Here is a 20,440-nt window from a genome sequence, read left to right on the forward strand (position 1 = left end):
CATTCGAAGCATCGCCGATCGTACGACCCGGATACATCCACGCCCACCCACTGGTGCCACCATCGACGCACCTGTCCGGCCCTTTCGTGAATATTCGCGGTGGCCAGCCGGGGCCTGTCAGATCCAGGACAGTCCGCATCTGGACGATCGAGCATCGGGAGGACGACCATGACGGAACCGCCCATGACCCACCGGGTCTGGGTCGACCTGGGTGAGCGCGGATATCCGGTCGAGATCGGCCCCGGTGTCCGGCGGCTTCTGCCGGACGTCGTGGGTCGGATCGGAGCGGCGCGGGTCGCGGTCGTTTCGGCCCGTCCCGACCTTGACGCGGTTCCCGATCCCGGGGTACCGGCATTGCGGATCACCGCACGGGACGGCGAGCACGGAAAGACCCTCGCCAATGTCCAGGAACTCTGCGAAGGATTCGCTTCCTTCGGTCTTACCCGCTCAGATGCTGTGGTCTCCTGCGGCGGCGGCACGACCACCGATGTCGTGGGCCTCGCGGCTGCTCTTTACCACCGCGGAATCGCGGTTATCCACCTGCCGACGTCGTTGCTGGCGCAGGTCGACGCGAGTGTCGGCGGCAAGACGGCGGTGAACCTGCCCGCCGGCAAGAACCTGGTGGGTGCCTACTGGCAGCCGAGCGCGGTGCTGTGCGACACCGACCACCTGCGCACGCTGCCCGCCCGGGAATGGACCAACGGCTACGGCGAGATCGCGCGGGCCCACTTCATCGGCGCGGGTGACCTGCGCGGACTCCCGGTCGCGGAGCAGATCGCCCGCAGCGTCGCGCTCAAGGCCTCGATCGTCGCCCGCGACGAACGCGACGGCGGGCTGCGCCACATCCTCAACTACGGGCACACGCTCGGACACGCGCTGGAGATCGTCACCGGCTTCGAGATGCGGCACGGCGAGGGCGTCGCCGTCGGGACGGTCTTCGCCGGCCGGCTGGCCGCCGCACTCGGCCTGATCGACGAGGCGCGCGCCGCCGAACACCTGGACGTGGTCGCGCACTACGGGCTCCCGACCGCGCTGCCAGCGGATGTGGACATCGCCGATCTCGTCACGGCCATGCGGCGCGACAAGAAGTCGACCAACACGGGCCTGACCTTCGTCCTGGACTCGCCGGAGGGGCCCCGGCTGGTTCCCGACGTCCCGCCGGACGTGGTGGTCAGCACCCTGGAGGCGATGGACCGCGACGAGGACCGGGACCATCACGGGGCCAGGGACAGGGCCCGCGACGGGGAGAGCGAACGATGCACGGTGTGACGACCCAGACCACCCCCGTGGCCCAGCCCGCCCACGCACCTGCGGCCGACCGGCTCCCGCGGACGATCACCGGGGCGACCCGGCTGTTCGTCGTCGTCGGTGACCCGGTCGTCCAGGTCCAGGCACCGATGCTGATGAACCCCGTCTTCGCCGAGGTGGGACTGGACGCCGTCCTCGTCCCGGTGCACGCCCGGCCGGAGGACTTTCCCGCCGTGCTGGCCGGGCTGCGGGCGATGGCCAACCTGGACGGCATCCTGATCACGATTCCGCACAAGGTGGCCGCGGCGGCGCTGGCGGACCTGCGCTCCCCCGCGGCCGCGATCAGCGGCAGCGCCAACGTGCTGCGGCGCGAGCCCGACGGGCGGTGGCTCGCCGACAACTTCGACGGCTCCGGATTCGTCCGGGGCCTTCGGCGGGCGGGGCACCGCGTCGCGGGCGCGAACGTGCGCCTGATCGGTGCGGGCGGGGCCGGCAGCGCCATCGCCGTCGCGCTGCTCGAAGCCGGCTGCGCCGGCCTGGCCGTCGTCGACCCCGACCGGGCCCGGCTCGCCGAGCTGCTGGGCCGGCTCGAGCCGCACTGGCCCGGTCAGGTCACCGCGGCACCACCCGAAGGGCCGGGCGCGCCGGGCACCGCGAGCGTGATCGATCTGATCGTGAACGCCACACCGCTGGGCCTGCGCCCGCAGGACCCGCTGCCGTTCGACCCGACGACGCTGCCAGCGGCCTGTGTCGTGGCGGACATCATCATGAAGCCGGCCCGGACCCGGCTGCTGCAGGCGGCGGACGAACGCGGCCTGCCGACCCATCCGGGCATCCACATGCTGGCGGAGCAGGTCGACCTCTACCGGGCCTTCTTCGACCTGCCCGGTGCCCGGTGACCGGCCGGCTTGGCATCGACGTCGGTGGCACCAAGGTGGCTCTGCGGCTCGAGGTCGCCGGCCAGCCACCGCGCGAGACGATGTTGCGCTGGGCGGCCGGGGCCACCGCCGAAGCGGACCTGCGCGCCCTGGGCGAGGCGGTCACCGGGCTGTGCTCCGGATGGGGCGAGCCGGTCGGCGCGATCGGCGTGGCAATGCCGGCAACAGTCGATCATGAGGGACGGGTCACGGCCTGGCCGAGCCGGCCGTCCTGGACCGGCCTGGACCTCGGGCCGGCGCTGCGGAACCTCGTTCCCGGCGCGGCGGTGGCCCTCGCCGACGACGGCGATCTCGCCGCGCTGGCCGAGGCGGAGCACGCGGGCGCGGCGAACCTGGTCTACCTCGGGGTCGGCACGGGCATCGGCGGCGGTCTCGTGCTGGACGGGCGCCTGTGCCCCGGGCCGGCCCGGGGCTCCTGCGAGATCGGGCATCTGATCATCGCCCTGGACGGACCGCTGTGCCGATGCGGACGTCGCGGCTGCCTGCAGGCCATCGCCTCCGGACCCGCCACGCTGCGCCGTGCCGGTGACCTGCGCGCGGGCAACCGGCGCCCGACCGACGGCGCCGAAACCGGCACCGGCACCGGCACCGCAGCCTCCGAGACCGCAGACGCCAGCACCGCAGACGCCGAGGTGGACTATCCGGAGCTGCGGGAGGCCTGGGGAGCGGGTTCGGACTGGGCCCGTACCGCGGTCGGGATGACCGCGGCGGCGCTGGCAGCCGCGGTGGCCGGTCTGACCGAGCTGGTGCGGCCCGACCTCGCGGTCATCGGCGGCGGCTTCGCCGACGGGCTGGCGGGATTCGTCGACGAGGTCGCCGCGCGGACCCAGGCCCTGTCCCGGCCCGGTCACCCCCCGGTACCGGTCCAGGCCGCCCAGCTGGGCGGCCTGTCGTCGCTGGCGGGCGCGTTGCTGCTGGCCCGCACCCTGGACGCGACGTCCGGCTGACAGGTCGGGCCGCGGAGTGCGGGCGGGGACTGGGCCTCAGACGGGCTGGTAGGGCCGCGCTGTGAGCAGGCCGAGTAGTTGCGCCGGGGTGTGGGTCACCCAGTCCGGGGCTGCTGCCAGCAGTTCGTCCTGGTCGGTCTCTCCCCACATCGCGGCGATGGCACGGACCCCGGCCGCTCGGGCGCTGCGGATGTCGGTGACGGCGTCGCCGACCATCACGGCCTGCGTCGGTGCGACGTTCAGGGTGTCGAGGGCGAGCTGGACGATGTCGGGTGCCGGTTTGGGGTGGGCGACCTCGTCGGAACCGATGACCCGTACGAAGCAGTCGAGGATGCCGAGCTGGGCGAGCAGGTCACGGGCCCGTGGGCCGGCCTTGCCGGTCGCGACGGCGAGGCGTGTCCCGCGGTCGAGCAGGCCGGTGAGCAGTTCACGGACGCCGTCGAAGAGCACGACCTGGGACGAGAGCCGGTAGCTTTCCCGGACGAAGGGGCCTTCCATCTCCAGGGGCAGCCCCATGATCTTCATGATGTCGGGGAAGTAGCGGCCGAGGTGCCGGTTGTACTCCTCGAACGGGGCCGGGCCCGGGCCGACGACCTCGGCGTAGGCGAGGGTGAAGGCCTGCCGCATGACGGCGTGGCTGTCGACGATCACGCCGTCGAGGTCGAACACGACAGCTTGGATGTCCATCAGGTGCTCTCTCCGGGCTTGGTCAGGACGGATTACGCCAGTCGTCCCGGTCAGGGCGCGACGGCGAACTGCGCCGGGTGCGCGTTCGCGGGCTGCCGGCTCCGCGCCGAGTCATAGATCCGTTCGATGGCGGCGATCGTCGACCGGGCCTGCGCCAGCGCGAGTCCGTGCCGGTCCGGGTCGCGTAGCAGCCCGGGGAGCTCGTCGAGCTGGCGGCGGTACTCGGTCCCGACCGGTTCGGTCGCGACGTCCACCGGGGTCGTGGTGCCGGCCCGGGTCCAGGACAGCGACGACGCGGGGCGGCGGTTCGGGCTGAACCCGAACGTGCAGTGCAGCTCGGCGGAGCCGGCGCTGCCCTCGACCCGGATCACCGTGGCGTCGAGGGGTTCATGCGACGCCCAGCTCGCCCGCAGGCTCACCGACACCCCACCGGCACTGACGAGGAACGCCCGGGCGGTGTCCTCGACATCACCACCCGAGCGGGTGGCCGCGCCGGCGGGCTGACGCCACACGGCGCCCCAGGCGGCGTCCGCGACGAAGTCACCGGAGATCGTTCCCACCGCCTCGACGAACCCTCCCGGCCCGGCCAGGGGCACGACCGCGTCCAGCAGATGCCAGCCCAGGTCGACCAGCGCCCCGCCACCGGCCAGGTCACGCCGGGTGAACCAGCCCCCCGCATCAGGAACCCCGTGCGCACGCACCCAGGACACATCCACATGGCGGAGGGTCCCGAGCTGCCCGGCCAGCGCGTAGAGCGCCCGCAGGTCGGCCCGCAGGCAGGCCGCGCTCCCGGCGAGCAGCACCGCACCACCGGCCCGTTCCGCCGCGGCGAGCCGGTCCGCCTCGGCGGTGCTCAGGCAGACCGGCTTCTCCACGAACACGGGGATCCCGGCCTGCAGCAGCCCCGCGGCGATCGGGCAGTGCAGATGGTTGGGCACCGCGACGACGGCGAGATCGACGTCGTGCCGGCTCAGCTGGTCGGGATGAGCGAACACGGCGACCGGCCCGGTGCTGTCGAGTTCGGCGCGGATGGCCGGGTCGGGATCGACCAGCGCGGCCACCTCGTACCCCGGATGCTCCCGCAGCCGGGGCAGCCAGATCGACCGGCCCGCCCAACCCAGCCCGACCACCGCCACCCGGATACGCCCAACCCCAGTCTCACGTTCACGTTCCGGTTCGGGGGACGTCGGGCTCACGCGGCGGCCAGGGCCTGCGCCAGGATCTCCGCGATCGCGTGCATCTGCTCCTCGGTCCCGAGCAGCGTGCGATGGTGCAGCCAGATACCGTCCGCGCCGATCGCCTCCACGTTCGGGCACCGCCCGGCGATCTGATCGACGGTCTCCTGCGGCGCCCCGGTCTCCCAGAAACCGGCAGACCGGTAGATCGCACGGAACGCCGCGAACGCGGGCAGCCCACGCTCCACCAGGTCATCCACCAGCGCGTTACGCCGATCCTCGTCGAACCCGGGCAGCCGGAACATCGCCATGTAGTGCGGATTGCGGTCGCAACGCGGGTCCCGGCCCTGCGGGACGACCCCGGGGATCTGCCCGAGCAGACCGGCGAGAAGCGGCCACCGCTGCTCCCGGAGGTCGATCTGCCCCCCGAGCCGGGCGAGCTGGGCCCGCAGCACCGACGCGGAGAACTCGTTCATCCGGAAGTTCGACCCCGACGTCTGGTGCAGGTACCGACGGTCGGTCCGCGGCCGGCCGCAGCTGTGACGCAGGAACGCCTGCTCGAACTGGTCCGGGTCGCAGAACGTCACCGCGCCGCCCTCACCGGCGGTCATCAGCTTGCCGTTCTGGAAGCTGAACGCCGCGATGCCTCCGTGCTCACCGACCCGGCGGCCCTGCCAGGTAGCCCCGTGCGCATGGGCTGCGTCCTGGATCAGCGGCACACCGGTGTTCGCGGAGATCTTGCCGAGCGCGTCCATGTCACAGAAATGACCAGCCATATGCACCGGCATGATCGCCGCGGTGCGAGGAGTGATCGCGGCCTCCACCGCGGCCGGGTCCAGGCAGTACGTGTCGGGATCGACGTCGACGGGCACCGCCACCGCACCCAGGCGCTGCGCCGCCTGCGACGACGAGATGAACGTGAAACCAGGCACGATCACCTCGGTACCCGGACCGACCCCGAGCACCTGCAACGCCAGCTCCAGAGCATGCGTGCCGTTCGTGACCGCCAACGCGTACGGCGCACCGTGGTACTCGGCGAACTCCCGCTCGAACGCGTCGACCTCACCACCACCCATCCGCCACCACTGACCCTGATCCAGCGCACGGACCAGCCCAGCACGCTCCGCGTCATCGAACTGCGGCCAGACCGGGAAGTCAGGAGCCGTCCGTGGGCTGTCGCTCATCGAGCCACCTCTTGTTGATGTGTACGGATGGATACCGGTCGGCGGTGCTGTCAGCCGCCCTGCCTGCCACGTCGACGCCCGCAATCAGGGCGGCACGATACAGGGCAATTCTTCCGGAACGTCAGACAACCAGTCCGAACTACCGGGCAACAGGAATGTTGCCGCGAAAGCCGACCACTGGCGCTGTCGCGATGTCGACACGGCCGGCCGCCAACACCAAGGAGCTTGCGGAGGTGGTCAGAACGGAGTAGAAGCGGTATCGCCCAGGCTCAGGTCCGGAACCGGCGGAAGCGCGTCCTGTTATAAACACCGTGCCCGGACCACGTGCCACACACCTGTAGAGGTCATCGTGAGCAGTCTTCTTCTCCTGAACGGCCCGAACCTGGGGATTCTAGGCCGGCGCCAGCCCGAGATCTACGGGACGGCCACCCTGGCCGACATCGAGGCCGCCGTCACCGCACGGGTGGCCGACCGGGGTTGGAAGGTCGTCTCGATCCAGCGCGAGTCCGAGGGCGAGCTGATCCACGCCATCCAGGACAACTACGACTCGGTCGGCGCGATCGTGAACCCAGGTGCGCTGATGGTCGCCGGCTGGAGCCTGCGGGACGCACTCGCCAGCTACCCGCGGCCGTGGATCGAGGTCCACCTGTCGAACGTGTGGGCACGGGAGGCGTTCCGCCACGAATCAGTGATCTCCCCGCTGGCCGCGGGGATCATCGCCGGGCTCGGCCCGCTCGGCTACGAGCTGGCCGCCGACGCCCTGCTGCGGCTCGCCCCGGAGTCCTGAGAACGGGCGTTCCAGGATTCGGCCCGCACAGCGCCGGCGGCGGTCACCCGATGGTGTCGCGGGCCCGAGTCGGCGGAGAAACGTCCGGAGGACCAACCCGGCACCGGGACACCACGCGGAGACGGGCACAGCGGGCCAGATCGCCGACCTCCGGTCCGGCGCGACGGCCGGAAAGACCGGTGCCGGACCGGGCGGTCGACCAGCCCAGGGCGGGCACCGGACCGGCCCGGCGCCGGCACCGGGCCAGGACAGGCGCCCACATCAACCGGCCGCCGGCCGGCCCGCCGGCGGCGACCGGCCCAGCGCCGCGGGCCCGGCCGCGACCGCCTGCGTCAGAATTCGTGCGCGCACCGCAAACGCACCAACATCGGCACGAATGTGTGTTGCCGGATCGTCACGCTCAGGAAGTACGGATCGCGCCGAAATGAGACGGTCGCCAGTAAAGTTTCGTGAGTGTTTCGACCGGACCTGGAAAGCCGTCAGATTTCCCTGCCCGAGCCCACCGTCGAGCTCCCGGCGGACCTCCTGGATCCGCTCGCGAACGTCATCGCGGAGGTTTTTCCCCAGCTGGTGGCACGGATTCCGCCCACGCCCGCGGCCGAGCTCGGTCGGATCGGCGCGGCGGAGCGGCCCACGGACCGCCCCGGAGCCCCGGTTCTCACCGCGCTGCGCTCGGTCGGACCACGCCTGCCCGAACGCCTGCTCGGTGCCCTTGAGCTGGTGGTCGACGAGATTCCGCTGCACGCCCCGCGCGGCCTGACCGCGGCGCTGGCGGGTGCCCCACCACGGCCCGCAACCGCGGCGGCCACCCGGGCACTGACTCCCGCGGACGAGCCCGAGGCGGTCACTGCCGTCGCGCAGCTCGACCGGATCAGCCCCGGTGCCTGTGCGCTCATCCATTCCTACCTGCACCGCCTGCTCGACCATCCGGAGATCGCCCCACTGCTGGTCGTGGACGACCGCGTGTTCGACGTCGACGACACCGCGGGCTGCGCGGGCGACCGGTTCGGCGTCGCCCGCGACAGCGCCCGCGACGACGACGAGGGGGTCGGGCTGGCCGGCGACGAGGCGGCCGACGGGCCCGCCGACGAGGCGACCCTCGCCGCCCGCCACGGTGCCGCCCACCTCGCGCTCGCGGTGGCCGTCGCCACCGCCGTCCTGCGCGAGCTGGCCCCGCCGTCGCTGGGTGCCGAGGCCCCGGTCGTCGTCGGCACCGCGGTCGGCTGCGCCGTGCTGGTGCTGCGGGGACGTCCCATGCCGGACGCCTACCCGGCGGCGCTGCTCATGCGCAGGCGCGCGGACTACCGGCTGCCCCGCCAGGTGATCGGCTGCGTGCACGTCGAGGGCCACACCTTCGGCCTCGTCGAGGACATCGTCGAGCCCGCAGCCGAGCCCGCGGCCAAGGCCGCCGTGGAGGACGCGGGCCGCGCGCGGCCGGCGCCGGACTTCCACCGCAACGGGCTCGTGGACGTCGTCGCCGGAGGGGCCCGCGTGCGCACCGGTGTGGGCACGGGCCGGGTGAACGTGTCCCTGCGGGTGCTGGCCGCGCCGCCCGGGACGCCCACGCCCGCCGAGGCCGCCGCGTGGGACGAGATCGTCGAGGTCAGCTGGACGGCCGGCGCCGGCGCCGCGTCGGTGGTGGGGGCCGTGACCAGCCGGGCGGCGGCACCGCCGGACGCGCGTTCCCTGTTCCACCAGACACCGCCCTGGCCCGGGGACTACCGCCTGCGCGTCTGCGCCCGCGGCCGGGACGGTGCCGGCGAGGACGAGACGTACGAGCTGGCGCTGTGGGGCGCACCCGCCGCGCCGGAGGTCGTCCACCAGCGCGGTGACCAGTTGGGCCACCGGCTGCGCGGCGAGGAGCTCCCGCCGGTCACCTCCCAGCCGGAGACCAGGTACCGGTGGGTACGCCGGCGCAGCGAGTTCCGCGAGGCCGCCACGTTCACCGTGGTCGTCGGAGCGACGCCGCAGGATGTCGTGCGCTACTTCGACGCCGACCCCGACGCCCCGTGCTCGCTGGCGCGGCTGCGCGCCGAGGGGCGCACCGACCCGTACCTGCTGGTCCTTCCGCTCGCGGGCGCCGAGCGCGCGGTGCTCGCCGTGGAGGCGAACGGCCTGCAGGGCTCGCGGCACGCGGTGCTGTCCTCGGTGTCCCGCCAGGGCCTGGCCGCGAGCATGTTCTGGAACATCAACGCGCTAACCCGGCTGTCACTGGCTCAGGGCGGCGAGGTGCTGGCCGCGTTCGAGCCCGGCCCGGACGCCGTTCCCGACGTCGTCCTCCCGCTCCTGCGCGACCTCGACCTGACCGGAGCGACCGACCGGGTCGCCAAGGGGCTCGTCGTCGTGGAACGGTTCACCGGCCACGAGATCCGCCCGGAGCAGGTGCAGCAGATGATCGACAACGACGTGGCCTATCTGATCAACCAGCCCTGACCCTTCAGAGCGGCTCAGTCGTCGTCCGGTGCCGGTCTCGGCACCAGCGGAAGGTCGTCCTCAACCGCTGGGCTGGGGCCGGGCACCGGCGACTCGACCTGAGCCGCGGTCCCACCGACCCGCGGCGGGCCGACCGGTTGCGGGCCCGCGGTGGCGAGCGCGCCGGGCTGGGGCTGATGGGCGCCCGGCTGGGGCTGATGGGCGCCGCGCAGCACCGACGCCACCGCGGCGATCAGCCCGAGCGCCGCGGACACGCCGAACACGACCACCAGGCCGTCCTGGAACGGGGCGGAGATCAGGTGCGGGAAGAACTCCCGCCCGGTGATCGTCGCCTGGTGCTCGGGAGCGAGCAGGTCCAGCGAGCCGGTTCCGGCCAGCAGATGCTCCACCGGATTCAGACCGAGCACGGCGGCGAACAGCGACGCGACCGGCGGCAGCGCACCGACCTGCTGCGCGACGTCCGCGGGCACCCCCTCGGCGCTCAGCCCCGAGGAGAAGGCACCGGGCAGGCTGCCCGCGAGCCCGGCGATCATCAGGGAGAAGAAGACACCGATCGACAGCGCGCTGCCGGCGTTCTGGAACGTCGTGCGCATGCCCGAGCCGACGCCCCGCACGGCTGCCGGGACGCTGCTCATGATGGACGCCGAGTTCGGCGCGGCGAACATCCCCGAACCGACGCCGATGGTGGCGATCAGCAGGGCGAACGTCCAGTAGGTGAAGTCGACCGGCAGCAGCATCAGGCCGACGTAGCCGCCGACGGTCACCAGCGCACCGGACGTCGACAGCCCCCGGGCCCCGAAACGGTCGGACAGGAAGCCCGACAGCGGGCCGGCGACGAGGATTCCCGCTGTCAGCGGGAGCAGGTAGATGCCGGCCCACAACGGCGTGTCCTCGAAGTCGTAGCCGTGCAGCGGCAGCCAGATGCCCTGCAGCCAGATGATCAGGACGAACTGCAGGCCGCCGCGGGCGATCGACACCGCGAGCCCGGCGATGTTGCCCGCGGTGAACGCCCGCAGCCGGAACAGCGCGAGCTCGAACATCGGCGCGGTGAACCGTCTCTCGATCACGACGAACGCGACGAGCAGCGCGGTGCCGCCGATCAGCATCGCGAGCACCGTGGGTTTCGTCCAGCCCATGGTGTGCCCGCGGTAGGGCTGCAGCCCCTCGGTCACGGCGACCAGGATCGCGCCGAGGCCGACGGCGAAGGTGATGTTGCCCCACCAGTCGAACGGCGCCCGCTCCGGCTGTTCCCGGCGGGCCGGCTCCCGCAGCTTGAGGTAGGCCCAGATGGTGCCGAAGACCCCGACGGGAACGTTCACCCAGAAGACGGCCCGCCAGTCCCAGACGGCGAGGACGCCGCCGGCGACCAGGCCGATGAACTGCCCGGCGATCGCCGCGACCTGGTTGATGCCGAGCGCGAGGCCGCGCTGGTCGGCGGGGAAGACGTCGGTGAGGATCGCCGCCGAGTTCGCCGCCAGCATGGAGCCGCCGACCGCCTGCAGCACCCGCCAGCCGATCAGCCACATCGCCGCCGACCCCCCGCGCAGCGGGTCGAAGGACAGCAGGATGGAGGCGACGGTGAAGACCACGAAGCCGGCGTTGTAGATCCTGACCCGGCCGAACATGTCGCCGAGCCGGCCCAGCGGCACCACGAGCACCGCCTGCACCAGCCGGTAGCCCATGATCATCCAGAGCAGGTAGCTGACGTTGCCCGGGGCGAGCGGGTCCAGGTCGATACCCAGGAAGATCGGCGGCAGCGCGATGAGGATGATCGACCCGTCCAGCGCGGCCATGAACACCGCCGCGGTGGTGTTCGCCAGGACGACCCACTTGTACCGGGAGTCGACCGGAGCACTGGCGGCCGCCATCGCCCTCACAGGGCGTGAGCCAGTCGCTCCAGCAGGGGCGCCGCGGCTTTCAGGCAGGCCAGCTCGGCGTCACTGAAACCGTCGGTGAGCGCCCGCGCGAGCTGCTCGATGCGAGCGTTGCGCCGCTCCAGCAGCGCGTCGCGACCGGCATCCGCCAGCGACAGGATGACCCGCCGCCCGTCACCCGGATCGGGCCGCCGCTCGATGAGGCCGCGCACCTCCAGACCGCTCAGGATCGCTCCCATCGACTGTGGGCTGATCGCCTCCTGCTTCGCGAGTGCCGCGGCCGTCGCCGGCCCGCCACGCTCCAGCCGGACGAGAGCCGCCGTCTCCCCCGCCGTCAGCTCGCCGGGTGGCCGCGTGATCCGCAGCCTGCGCACCAGCAGGCTGAGGCTCAGCCGGAGCTCGGAGGCGGTCTGGAGCACCTCGGCCGCGGCAGCGTCCGCACCGGAACCCGATCTGTCGCCGTCAGCCATATTGCCAGTATGAACTTATAAGTTCTAGCTGACCAGCAGTGAACCTCAGCAGTCCGTCGGGACGTCGCCGGGGTTGATGTTGCCTCCGGCGCACTCCACGAACGCCGCCGGACCTCCGAGCGCCCGGCGGCCCGGCGGCCCGGCGGCTCGGCGGCTCGGCGGCTCGGTAGCCCGGTTTGACGAGTCGCAAGAGTGAACGATTCTGGTCGTTGCGACGACCAGAATCGTTCACTCTTGCGGGCCACCAAGCGGCCCTGCGCCCCTTTTATCCCTTTTAAGCCGCTGCGCGGCGGTGCGAGATCCTCGATGGGTGGCCGTGCGGGTGCACCTGTGCCGATCGGGATGGATCGGGAGCGCCTGCCAGCAGCATCGGCATACGGTGCGAAGCATGTCTGACAACCCACCGGTCGTCCTGGTCCACGGCCTCGGCTCGTCGAGCGAGCACGGCTGGCGCGGCGCCGGCTGGATCGACATGCTGCAGGAGGCCGGCCGCGAGGTCCTCCTCGTCGACCTCCCGGGGCACGGCACCTCCCGCCGGGACACCGACCCGGAGTCCTACGCGGACGCCGCCGCCGAGATCGCCGAGGCCTTCGCCGGGCGCGGCCCCGTCGACGCGGTCGGCTTCTCCGCCGGTGCGCACCTGCTGCTGGAGTCGGCGGTGCGGGGGCTCGCGTCCTTCAACCGGCTCGCCCTGATCGGGCTCGGCCCGCGCATGCTGGAGTTCCGTCCCGAGCAGGGCCGTGCCTTCACCCCGGACGCCTCGGACGGCACCGACGTCCTGGCCCGGGTGATCAAGGGGCTCGCCCGCCGCGCCGGCAACGACATCGACGCCGTGCTCGCGTTCGCCCGCCGGCCGACCGCACCGCTGACCGCCGCCGGCCTGGCCACGGTCGCCTGCGAGGTGCTGGTCGTCATCGGCGAGCGGGACACCGCCGGCTCCCCGGACGAGTTCGCCGCCCTGTTCCCGAAGGCCACCGGACGGACCATCGACGGCGCCGACCACTACTCCGTGCAGGCCCACCCCCGGGCGATGAGCGCCGTCTTCGACTTCCTGGGCGTCTGAGTCCGGACGCCGGGTGGCGCCGCCGAGGACGCGGAGGAGGCGGAGGAAGCCGACGCGCCGGCTTCCGACCGCTGGCCACACCGGCGCGAAGAGGCGGCGCGGCGTCAGCTGACCGCCAGGACGATGGCGGCGCCGAGGCCTCCGAGGCCGACGGCGAACGCCATCTCGGGCAGCCCACCGTCGCGCCGACGGAAGAAGCGGTCGAGCGCGAGCCGCCCCGCGCCGATCGCCGCCACCGCGGTCGCGACCACCGCGATGCACAGCGGATACTCCATGCCGCCGTTGGTTTCCCACAGCCCGTGCGGCACGGTCACGATCATCGCATTGATCATCACACCGATCACGGCCGCCGCCGCCAATGGGGTCAGCAGGCCCGCGGCCAGGCCGAGACCACCGAGGAGCTCGCCCGCACCGGCCATTCCGGCGAAGAACGTGCCGGGGTGGTAGCCGAGCTGGGCGAACCCTCTGCCGGTCGCGCTGAGCCCCTCGCCGCCGAACAGGCCGAAGAGCTTCTGTGCGCCGTGCCCGGCAAGCAGCAGGCCGAAGGTCAACCGCAGGAGCAGCAGCCCGAGGTCGGCGGCGGACACGGCCGCGGGCCGCGAGACGCGGCGGGCCCCGAGGGTTGCGGCCGGGGTCGCCGACCGAGCCGGGAAAGCGGCCGGGGCCGGGGGGGGGGGTCGGGCCGGGGTGGCAGGCCGGGCCGCCGTGGCAGGTGGCGGATGGTGAGGCGTCCGGTGCCGCTCGAGAAGCTTCATGTCGAGACCTCGATTCTTCAGGCACACATGGCGATGCTCCGGTCACTGGGATGTTGCCCCGGGACCGGGGCGGTACCACCGCACCGCGTGGCACACCCGGTGGGACGAGCGCCACCTGGCTGTTCGGCTGCCGCGGAAGCCCGTCTGTGAATAAATCAGCGACATGTCTGCCATGTGCAGATCCCGTGTCACCCGATGGTTGACCATCCCGCCGATGCTGGTGGGGCTGGTGCTGGTGGGGGCCTGCGGATCAGATGGCCCGGCCGCCTCCGGCCCCGCGCCGTCGGCGCCCTCGTCGGCGACGACTCCGAGCGGCCCGGCCTCCCCGGCGGACACTCCGCCCGCGCCAACGACCGCGGCGGCGACATCCCCGACGTCCTCGGCCCCGGCGGCGACATCCACAGCAGCGACATCCCCGGCGGCGACGTCGTCCGGGACAGCGACGGCGACGCCGACCGGCCCGCCGATCCTGCGGCCCGGCGCGACCGGCCCGGAGATCCTGGAGCTGCAGCGGCAGCTGATGGCGGCCGGCTACTGGCTGGGCACCCCGGACGGCACGTTCGGCCTGCTCACCCAGCAGGCGGTGCTCGCCGTGCAGAAGACCGCCGGCATCGGGCTGGACGGGCTCGTCGGGCCGGCGACCCGAGCCGCGATCGCCCGCGGCGTGCGGCCGGACGCACGCAGCACGCAGGGCTTCGTCCTGGAGGTCGACAAGGGCCGGCAGCTGCTGAAGATCGTGCGGGACGGCCACGTCGAGACCACGCTCAACACCTCGACCGGCACCGAGCAGATCTACTACCACGACGGCGTCCAGTACCTGGCCGACACACCTCCCGGCACCTGGCGGATGTTCCGCCAGGTCAACGGGGTCGACCACGGCAGCCTCGGCGACCTCTACCGGCCGAAGTACTTCCACGCCGACGGCATCGCCATCCACGGGTACGCCTCGGTTCCGGCCCGGGCCGCCTCGCACGGCTGTGTCCGGGTGACCAACGCCGCGATGGACTGGCTGTGGTCATCGGGCAACGCCGAGATCGGCACCACCGTCCTGGTCTACTGACGGCCCGAGGCGGCGAGGGGCAGCCGGTGCGTGGTCGAGCGACCTGCCGCTCAGGTGGACAGGCCCGCCGCTCAGGTGGGCAGGCAGGTGTAGTGGGCGACGACCTTGGTGATCAGGCCGTCGGCGTCGACGAACAGGACGTCGGCGACGAGCCGGCCACCGACGCCCCGCATGTAGATCAGGATGCTGTCGAGGCCACGCATGACGTCGACGATCTCGAACCGCAGGCCGGGGTTCGCGGCGAGGGCGGTCTCGAAATAGGTGCGTGCCTCGCCCCGGCCCCGCACCAGGTTGCTGCCGACGAGCTTCTCGGCGAGCGGGGAGACGAATTCGACGTCCGCGCTGTACAGGGCGAGGATCCGGTCGACATCATGCGTGTTCCAGACCGCGATGTGGTGCTCGGCGAACTCGACTGCGCTCTTCTCCGTCCACGGCATGCCGGCAGTCTCCCCTGTTTCGCACCGCGGCGGTCCGCGGTCCGCGTCCGGCGATCTCGGCGGAGGTGTCGTGTGGGGCGCGGGTCATGGCGGGCCCTGGGCCAGCGCACGTGCCGGCGGGCGCTGGCATGCTGGGACGGGCGACGCGCGGCCACCACGCGCGGCCCACGCCGGAAGTCGTGCGACGACGCGATGACGCGATCAGGTGAGAAGGAGCCACAGCGAATGACGACGTCCGCTGCCGGTGCCGACCGTGCCCAGGTGATCGGGGACGTGTTCGGGGCGGCCTTCGGTGAGCTGATGGCCGCGGAGCCCGGTGCCTTCCGCCGCAAGTTCCGGAAGATGGCGGCCTCGCCGTTCGCCTTCTACCGGGGTTCGGCCGCGCTGTTCTACACCGATATCAACGGCCTGGACGACCCGTTCCTGAACGAGCGGACGAGCCGGGTCTGGATTCACGGTGATCTGCATGCGGAGAACTTCGGCACCTACATGAGCAGCAACGGCGTGCTCGTGTTCAACGTCAACGACTTCGACGAGGCGTACGTCGGGCCGTTCACCTGGGACCTGCGCCGCCTGGTGGCGAGCCTCGCCCTGCTCGGCCGGGCGAAGGCGCTCAGCGACGCCGTCATCACCGACCTGGTCGAGGCGTGCGTCGGCGCCTACCAGGAGAAGATCCGCGCCCTCGCCGAGGGCGGCTCGTCGGCCGACCTGCTGACCCGGACGTCCACCGAGGGTGTGGTGCACGCCTTCCTGCAGACCGCGCGGCGCGCCACCCGGGTCGCCCTGCTCGACGAGCTGACCGTGGTCGAGAACTACGACCGCCGTTTCGCCCACGTCGACGGCGTCAGCGCGGTGGATGACGAGACCCGCGCGAAGGTCATCGCCGCCTTCGACCGCTACCTGGCGACGGTGCCGCCGGGCCGGCGCACCCGCCCGGTGGAGCTGACGGTGAAGGATGTCGTGCTGCGGCGCGGTGTGGGTATCGGCAGTGCCGGGCTGCCGTCCTACAGCATCCTCGTCGAGGGGCACACCGAGGCACTGGACAACGACGTCGTGCTGTACATGAAGCAGGCACAGAGCCCGGCGGTAAGCAGGTTCGTCCCCGACGAGCGGATCGCCGGCTACTTCCACCACCAGGGGCACCGCACCGCGGTGTCACAGCGGGCGCTGCAGGCCGACAGCGACTCCTGGCTGGGCTACTCCGAGCTGGACGGGATCGGTCAGCTCGTCGCCGAGGTCTCCCCGTACGCCCAGGACCTCGACTGGTCCGAGGTCAACGAGCGCGACGAGATGCTGGGCCTGGTCGCCGACCTCGGCCGGTCGACCGCCCGGATGCACGCGGTCGCCGACGACGAGAGCGACCACGACCTGGTGAGCTTCTCCACCGAGGACGCCATCCACGAGGCGATCTCGGCGGACCCGAAGGGGTTCACCCTCGCCATGGTCGAGTTCGCCCACGACTACGGAGCCCAGGTCCACCGCGACCACGCCCTGTTCGTCGACATGTTCCGCAACGGCCAGCTCATCGACGTCGACTGAGCCTGCACCCCAGGACCTAGTGGTACCGTTTCCTGTACCACTAGGTCCTGGGAGTTGCCATGGCTGTCACCGCCAGCGAGGCCCGCAAGCGCCTGTTCCCACTGATCGAGCAGGTCAACGCGGACCAGGAGCCGGTTGAGATCGTCTCCAGGCACGGCACGGCCTTCCTGGTGTCCGAGCAGCAGTTCCGGTCCATGCAGGAGACCGCCTACCTGCAGCGCTCACCCGCCAACGCCGCACGCCTGGCCGCCAGCATCGCCGAGGCGGCGGCCGGTGCCGTGGAGGAACACGAGCTACGGGACTGATGCGGGTCGTTTTCACGTCCCAGGCCTGGGACGACTACACATCGTGGGCGGACGACCGGAAGATGCTGCGCCGCATCAATCGCCTGATCGAGGAGTCCGCGCGCGACCCGGCGATCGGCATCGGCAAGCCGGAGCCGCTGACGCAGAACCTGTCAGGCTTCTGGTCACGACGGATCACAGACGAGCACCGTCTGGTCTACCAGGTGCGCGGTGACGACCTGATCATCATCCAGGTCCGCTACCGCTACTGATCCTTCTCCCTCTCTCGCCGGGCGGGCGTAGAGGGCCGTGAGGGCCGCCGCGGCCATGGTCATCGCCTCGCGCAACTCCGGTGGCTCCAGGACCTCCACCTCGGCGCCGAGAACGAGCAGGTCTCCACGGGCGTGCCGGATCGACTCGATCGGCAGCCGCGCGCGGACCCATCCGTCCGCGTCCGGCGTCTGCGCCGTGCTCCGCAGGGCCCTCATCACGGCGGGTGCGAGCCGGAAAGGCGCCATCCGCAGGCCTTCCGGGGAGAACCGCACGGTGGCCGTCGCCCGGTAGACATCCGCCTCGTAACGAGCCGTCCACCCGGCCCAGAATGCAGCCAGATCGAAATCGTCCGGACGCGGGAACGTGCCCGGCAGCGTCTCCAGGTGGTGGATCTTCCCGACCCGGTAGACCCGGACGGCATCCCCGGCGGCGGCACCGGCACCGGCCTTGGCTGCCGTCGCCGTCGCCGTCGCCGTCGCCGTCGCGGCGACCAGGTACCAGGTACCGCTCTTGAGGACAACGCCGAGCGGCTCCACGTCCCGCACCACCTCCTGGGGGGAGCGCCAGCGCAGGTAGGTGAGCCGCAGCGGGCGGCACTCCCAGACCGCCCCGGCCACCTCGGCCAGGTGCGGCACGGGTTCGACGTCCCGGAACCAGCCCGGCGCGTCGAGGTGGAACAGTCGTCGGGCGTGCTGGGCCCGCTGCCGGTTACCGGACGGGAGCGCGGCGAGCAGTTTGCGTTCGACGGCGGCCGCGCCCGGGCCGAAGCCGAGCGCCTCGGCCGCGGCGGGGAGCCCGGCCAGCGGCAGCGAGTCCGACTCGCCCGCGGTCAGGCCCGTCAGGCTGGTGCGATAGCCGCCCAGCAGCCGGTAGCCGCCCGTCGACCCGCGCTCGGCCACCACCGGGATACCGGCCCCGGCCAGCGACTCCACATCCCGGTAGACGGTGCGGACCGACACCGCCAGCTCGTCGGCGATCTCCCGGGCCGTCAGCCGCCCCCGTGCCTGCAGCAGGAGCAGGACCGAGAGCAGGCGATCTGCGCGCACCGGCCCATCATCCGCCGCGATACCTGACAGAGGAAGTCAGATATCGCCGTCAGGATGGGACGGCGGCGGTGCTCCTGGTAGTGGCACCGGCGCGTTCCGACACCGTTGAGCAGAGACGAGCAGAGGTGGACCAGTGAGCGAAGCGACTGGACCGGTGGGAACAAAAGCGACGAGCACGGGCGTGAGCTGGCTCGGGCTGATGCTGGACTGCCCCGACGCGAAAGCCCTGGCGGAGTTCTACGGCGAGTTGACCGGCTGGGGTGTGGGCGGTGCTGACGAAGCGGGTGCCTGGGCGTATCTGACACCTCCGGGTACCGAGATCATGTTCGGGTTCCAGCGGGTGGAGGGCTACCAGCCGCCCCGCTGGCCGGACCAGTCCGCCCCGCAGCAGTTCCATCTCGACTTCCGGGTCACGGATCTGGCGGCCTCGCTTGAGCTGGCCGAGAAGCTCGGCGCGACGCAGGCCGAGTTCCAGCCGGGCGGGGACCGCTGGCGGGTGCTGCTCGACCCGGTCGGTCACCCGTTCTGCCTCTGCCCCCCGGCGCCTTCGGCCTGACCCCGAGCCCCACCGCCACTGCCGCCGACCGAGGCCGCTGCTCCCGAGCAAGAAGGGAGGACTACGGCTGCGACAGCAACCGAAATCCTCCCTTCTTGCGGCTTATCAAGCGACTCCGCGTTCCCTTTGTCGATATTGGTGTGAATTGCGCGCGCAGCGCCGTGACGCGGGATCCCCGGGCGGTCGGCGGGCGGCGGGTGGGCACGGACCACAAGGTCAGGTTTCGGTGGCCTGGGCTCCCGCCACTCCTCGGGGATCTCGCGACGCACTCCGGAACGACGAAGATCGCCCGCCCTTTCCTTTGTTTCCCATGCGCCGTGCCCCCCGTGTTTCCCGGGCCCCTGTTTCCCGTGCCGCGTGCCCCGTGCGCCATGGCCTCGTCAGGCCCGGGCCGGACTCGATCGGAGCCTCCGCGCCCGCGCGAACGGCTAACGTCCACGATGAAACGGTCGGGTCGGGTCGGGAATCGGGCCGGGATGCCGCGGCGGCGCTCGGAGCGGATGCGGGGGATGTGGGTGTCGGTACAGGCAGCGGGACCACGGGCCGGGGCGGCTCGGGCTTCGGCGGCGCGCACGGTGACGGTCGGCGTCGGCGGTGCGTCCAACGAGGTCATCGTGGTCGGGGATGGGGAGCCCGTGGTCCTGGTCGCGCATGCCTGGGGTGCGTCGGCGCGGGTCATGCTGCCGACCGCGCTGGGCCTGCCCGGGACGAAGGTCGTCGTCAACTTCCGCGGCTACGGCGGCTCGTCACCGCGACCCAACGGCTGGACGTACCCGGAGCTCGCCGACGAGCTGGCCGCTGTCGCCGCCGAGTTCGGGGCGACGGCCGCCCTCGGGCAGAGCATGGGGGCGGGCGCGCTGCTGGCGCTGGCCGCCCGGGAGCCGGGACTGTTCACGACGCTGGCGCTGCTGCTTCCACCGGCGCTGGACGAACCGATCCCGCCGGACGTCCTGGAGATCTTCCGGCGGATCCACCTCGCCCGGCACGGCGGTGACGAGGACGAGCTGCGCGCCGAGATCGCCACCTCCATGACCTCGCAGCTGCACGGAGTGCGGGGCTTCGACGTGTACCTGCGCGCCTACGCGCTGATGCTGACGGCATGCTCGCCGCCGACGGAGCTGCCGGGGAACGCCCCGCTCGCCGACCGCGCGGCGCTGGCCCGGGTGGGCGCGCGGGCGCTGGTCGTCGGGCAGGACGGCGATCTCATCCACCGCATCGAGGTCGTGGGCGAGGTCGCGGCTGCCCTCCCGCACGCCCGGACGCACGTCTTCCCGGCGACCGCGCCGATGTGGAGCGACCGCCGAGCCCTGCGCGCTCTGCTGACCGCGCACTTCGGCTGACCGCGCACTTCGGCTGACCGCGCACTTCGGCTGACCGCGCACTTCGGCTGACCGCGCACTTCGGCTGACCGCGCACTTCGCCACCGGGCCAGCGGACCGCTGACACCACCCCCGGCTGCCCTCGCAGCCTGCCCTCCCACCACGGCGAGGTCCGCCGGCCTGGGGCCGGTATGTGCCGATGTGGCCGCCGTCAGCCAGGTTCCGCAGGCCCCAAAGGGCACCGTGTAGGGTCTTGTGTCAGGTCGAGGGGCGCTGCAACGGACGGGTTCCGCAACGGGCCAAGGTCCGCCACGCTCGGCTGGAACCTCTCCGTAAGGGCGCCTCCCCCCACAGGGAGGTGTGTG

20 protein-coding genes and 1 riboswitch are annotated in these 20,440 nt (G+C 72.2%); of the genes, 12 read left to right on the plus strand and 8 right to left on the minus strand.

Features of this window, described 5'->3' with window-relative positions:
- Positions 1 to 168: 168 nt before the first annotated feature.
- Genes ACG83_RS07845 through ACG83_RS07855 form a run of 3 tightly spaced genes read left to right on the plus strand, consistent with a single transcriptional unit; the run spans position 169 to position 3,133 of the window.
- Positions 169 to 1,269 (plus strand): 3-dehydroquinate synthase, encoded by a 1,101-nt coding sequence (locus tag ACG83_RS07845; RefSeq protein WP_054565539.1) that lies wholly within the window; start codon positions 169 to 171, stop codon positions 1,267 to 1,269.
- Positions 1,257 to 2,147: a shikimate dehydrogenase gene (locus ACG83_RS07850; protein ID WP_152991280.1), complete on the plus strand. Its 891-nt coding sequence runs from the start codon at positions 1,257 to 1,259 to the stop codon at positions 2,145 to 2,147. The genes ACG83_RS07845 and ACG83_RS07850 overlap by 13 nt, the downstream gene beginning before the upstream one ends.
- A complete protein-coding gene (locus ACG83_RS07855) occupies positions 2,144 to 3,133 on the plus strand; it encodes an ROK family protein (protein WP_054565540.1) in 990 nt (329 codons plus the stop codon). Before ACG83_RS07850 ends, ACG83_RS07855 begins: the two co-directional genes overlap by 4 nt.
- Before the next feature lie 36 nt (positions 3,134 to 3,169).
- Here the strand turns inward: ACG83_RS07855 and ACG83_RS07860 are convergent, their stop codons facing one another.
- The 3 genes from ACG83_RS07860 to ACG83_RS07870 form a co-directional block, all read right to left on the minus strand.
- Entirely contained in the window at positions 3,170 to 3,820 is a 651-nt protein-coding gene (locus ACG83_RS07860) for an HAD-IA family hydrolase (RefSeq protein WP_054565541.1), read from the minus strand.
- Positions 3,821 to 3,870: 50 nt separating this feature from the next.
- Entirely contained in the window at positions 3,871 to 4,950 is a 1,080-nt protein-coding gene (locus tag ACG83_RS07865) for a Gfo/Idh/MocA family protein (protein WP_369812866.1), read from the minus strand.
- Between the two features lie 62 nt (positions 4,951 to 5,012).
- The gene (locus ACG83_RS07870; protein ID WP_054565542.1) at positions 5,013 to 6,179 is read right to left on the minus strand and encodes a DegT/DnrJ/EryC1/StrS family aminotransferase; all 1,167 of its coding nucleotides are present in this window, start codon (positions 6,177 to 6,179) and stop codon (positions 5,013 to 5,015) included.
- A 349-nt stretch (positions 6,180 to 6,528) separates the two neighbouring features.
- On the opposite strand from ACG83_RS07870, the gene ACG83_RS07875 reads away from it, so the two are divergent.
- Positions 6,529 to 6,966 carry a type II 3-dehydroquinate dehydratase gene (locus tag ACG83_RS07875; RefSeq protein WP_054565543.1) on the plus strand — a complete coding sequence of 146 codons (438 nt, stop codon included), beginning with the start codon at positions 6,529 to 6,531 and terminating at the stop codon, positions 6,964 to 6,966.
- Positions 6,967 to 7,419: 453 nt separating this feature from the next.
- Positions 7,420 to 9,399: a DUF6461 domain-containing protein gene (locus ACG83_RS07880; RefSeq protein ID WP_054565544.1), complete on the plus strand. Its 1,980-nt coding sequence runs from the start codon at positions 7,420 to 7,422 to the stop codon at positions 9,397 to 9,399.
- Positions 9,400 to 9,413: 14 nt separating this feature from the next.
- Here ACG83_RS07880 and ACG83_RS07885 read toward each other — a convergent pair whose 3' ends face one another.
- Together ACG83_RS07885 and ACG83_RS07890 are read right to left on the minus strand one after the other, a co-directional pair.
- The gene (locus tag ACG83_RS07885) at positions 9,414 to 11,267 is read right to left on the minus strand and encodes an MFS transporter (RefSeq protein ID WP_054565545.1); all 1,854 of its coding nucleotides are present in this window, start codon (positions 11,265 to 11,267) and stop codon (positions 9,414 to 9,416) included.
- A gap of 5 nt (positions 11,268 to 11,272) precedes the next feature.
- Positions 11,273 to 11,743 carry a MarR family winged helix-turn-helix transcriptional regulator gene (locus ACG83_RS07890; protein ID WP_054565546.1) on the minus strand — a complete coding sequence of 157 codons (471 nt, stop codon included), beginning with the start codon at positions 11,741 to 11,743 and terminating at the stop codon, positions 11,273 to 11,275.
- A gap of 388 nt (positions 11,744 to 12,131) precedes the next feature.
- On the opposite strand from ACG83_RS07890, the gene ACG83_RS07895 reads away from it, so the two are divergent.
- On the plus strand, positions 12,132 to 12,806 hold the full coding sequence (locus ACG83_RS07895) for an alpha/beta fold hydrolase (RefSeq protein ID WP_054565547.1): 675 nt from the start codon (positions 12,132 to 12,134) through the stop codon (positions 12,804 to 12,806).
- A gap of 104 nt (positions 12,807 to 12,910) precedes the next feature.
- Here the strand turns inward: ACG83_RS07895 and ACG83_RS07900 are convergent, their stop codons facing one another.
- Positions 12,911 to 13,561: a DoxX family membrane protein gene (locus tag ACG83_RS07900; RefSeq protein ID WP_054565548.1), complete on the minus strand. Its 651-nt coding sequence runs from the start codon at positions 13,559 to 13,561 to the stop codon at positions 12,911 to 12,913.
- A gap of 172 nt (positions 13,562 to 13,733) precedes the next feature.
- On the opposite strand from ACG83_RS07900, the gene ACG83_RS07905 reads away from it, so the two are divergent.
- The gene (locus ACG83_RS07905; protein WP_054565549.1) at positions 13,734 to 14,621 is read left to right on the plus strand and encodes a L,D-transpeptidase family protein; all 888 of its coding nucleotides are present in this window, start codon (positions 13,734 to 13,736) and stop codon (positions 14,619 to 14,621) included.
- Between the two features lie 71 nt (positions 14,622 to 14,692).
- On the opposite strand, the gene ACG83_RS07910 is transcribed toward ACG83_RS07905, so the two are convergent.
- The gene (locus ACG83_RS07910) at positions 14,693 to 15,058 is read right to left on the minus strand and encodes a nuclear transport factor 2 family protein (RefSeq protein ID WP_054565550.1); all 366 of its coding nucleotides are present in this window, start codon (positions 15,056 to 15,058) and stop codon (positions 14,693 to 14,695) included.
- 225 nt (positions 15,059 to 15,283) lie between these two features.
- On the opposite strand from ACG83_RS07910, the gene ACG83_RS07915 reads away from it, so the two are divergent.
- The 3 genes from ACG83_RS07915 to ACG83_RS07925 are packed head-to-tail and all read left to right on the plus strand — an operon-like array spanning position 15,284 to position 17,153.
- Positions 15,284 to 16,597, plus strand: a complete 1,314-nt coding sequence (locus ACG83_RS07915) for a DUF2252 domain-containing protein (protein WP_054565551.1) — start codon at positions 15,284 to 15,286, stop codon at positions 16,595 to 16,597.
- A 59-nt stretch (positions 16,598 to 16,656) separates the two neighbouring features.
- Positions 16,657 to 16,902: a type II toxin-antitoxin system Phd/YefM family antitoxin gene (locus tag ACG83_RS07920; RefSeq protein WP_054565552.1), complete on the plus strand. Its 246-nt coding sequence runs from the start codon at positions 16,657 to 16,659 to the stop codon at positions 16,900 to 16,902.
- A complete protein-coding gene (locus tag ACG83_RS07925; RefSeq protein ID WP_054565553.1) occupies positions 16,902 to 17,153 on the plus strand; it encodes a Txe/YoeB family addiction module toxin in 252 nt (83 codons plus the stop codon). The genes ACG83_RS07920 and ACG83_RS07925 overlap by 1 nt, the downstream gene beginning before the upstream one ends.
- Here the strand turns inward: ACG83_RS07925 and ACG83_RS07930 are convergent.
- Positions 17,067 to 18,200, minus strand: a complete 1,134-nt coding sequence (locus tag ACG83_RS07930) for a YafY family protein (RefSeq protein WP_235497784.1) — start codon at positions 18,198 to 18,200, stop codon at positions 17,067 to 17,069. The genes ACG83_RS07925 and ACG83_RS07930 overlap by 87 nt on opposite strands.
- A 199-nt stretch (positions 18,201 to 18,399) precedes the next feature.
- On the opposite strand from ACG83_RS07930, the gene ACG83_RS07935 reads away from it, so the two are divergent.
- Together ACG83_RS07935 and ACG83_RS07940 are read left to right on the plus strand one after the other, a co-directional pair.
- Entirely contained in the window at positions 18,400 to 18,756 is a 357-nt protein-coding gene (locus tag ACG83_RS07935) for a VOC family protein (RefSeq protein WP_083473201.1), read from the plus strand.
- Positions 18,757 to 19,331: 575 nt separating this feature from the next.
- Entirely contained in the window at positions 19,332 to 20,096 is a 765-nt protein-coding gene (locus ACG83_RS07940) for an alpha/beta fold hydrolase (RefSeq protein ID WP_054566474.1), read from the plus strand.
- A 238-nt stretch (positions 20,097 to 20,334) separates the two neighbouring features.
- Positions 20,335 to 20,426: riboswitch (S-adenosyl-L-homocysteine riboswitch) on the plus strand.
- Positions 20,427 to 20,440 lie beyond the last annotated feature (14 nt).

Origin of the sequence: Frankia sp. R43, from assembly GCF_001306465.1 — a bacterium.
GTDB classification, from domain to species: Bacteria; Actinomycetota; Actinomycetes; order Frankiales; family Frankiaceae; genus Parafrankia; species Parafrankia irregularis.

What these genes read in the sequence shown, in the direction of transcription:
- ACG83_RS07845 (WP_054565539.1), top strand. Translation starts at nt 169, where the DNA reads ATGACGGAACCGCCCATGACCCACCGGGTCTGGGTCGACCTGGGTGAG.
- ACG83_RS07850 (WP_152991280.1), top strand. Translation starts at nt 1,257, where the DNA reads ATGCACGGTGTGACGACCCAGACCACCCCCGTGGCCCAGCCCGCCCAC.
- ACG83_RS07860 (WP_054565541.1), bottom strand. Translation starts at nt 3,820, where the DNA reads ATGGACATCCAAGCTGTCGTGTTCGACCTCGACGGCGTGATCGTCGAC.
- ACG83_RS07870 (WP_054565542.1), bottom strand. Translation starts at nt 6,179, where the DNA reads ATGAGCGACAGCCCACGGACGGCTCCTGACTTCCCGGTCTGGCCGCAG.
- ACG83_RS07885 (WP_054565545.1), bottom strand. Translation starts at nt 11,267, where the DNA reads ATGGCGGCCGCCAGTGCTCCGGTCGACTCCCGGTACAAGTGGGTCGTC.
- ACG83_RS07890 (WP_054565546.1), bottom strand. Translation starts at nt 11,743, where the DNA reads ATGGCTGACGGCGACAGATCGGGTTCCGGTGCGGACGCTGCCGCGGCC.
- ACG83_RS07895 (WP_054565547.1), top strand. Translation starts at nt 12,132, where the DNA reads ATGTCTGACAACCCACCGGTCGTCCTGGTCCACGGCCTCGGCTCGTCG.
- ACG83_RS07900 (WP_054565548.1), bottom strand. Translation starts at nt 13,561, where the DNA reads ATGAAGCTTCTCGAGCGGCACCGGACGCCTCACCATCCGCCACCTGCC.
- ACG83_RS07905 (WP_054565549.1), top strand. Translation starts at nt 13,734, where the DNA reads ATGTGCAGATCCCGTGTCACCCGATGGTTGACCATCCCGCCGATGCTG.
- ACG83_RS07910 (WP_054565550.1), bottom strand. Translation starts at nt 15,058, where the DNA reads ATGCCGTGGACGGAGAAGAGCGCAGTCGAGTTCGCCGAGCACCACATC.
- ACG83_RS07915 (WP_054565551.1), top strand. Translation starts at nt 15,284, where the DNA reads ATGACGACGTCCGCTGCCGGTGCCGACCGTGCCCAGGTGATCGGGGAC.
- ACG83_RS07920 (WP_054565552.1), top strand. Translation starts at nt 16,657, where the DNA reads ATGGCTGTCACCGCCAGCGAGGCCCGCAAGCGCCTGTTCCCACTGATC.
- ACG83_RS07925 (WP_054565553.1), top strand. Translation starts at nt 16,902, where the DNA reads ATGCGGGTCGTTTTCACGTCCCAGGCCTGGGACGACTACACATCGTGG.
- ACG83_RS07935 (WP_083473201.1), top strand. Translation starts at nt 18,400, where the DNA reads ATGCTGGACTGCCCCGACGCGAAAGCCCTGGCGGAGTTCTACGGCGAG.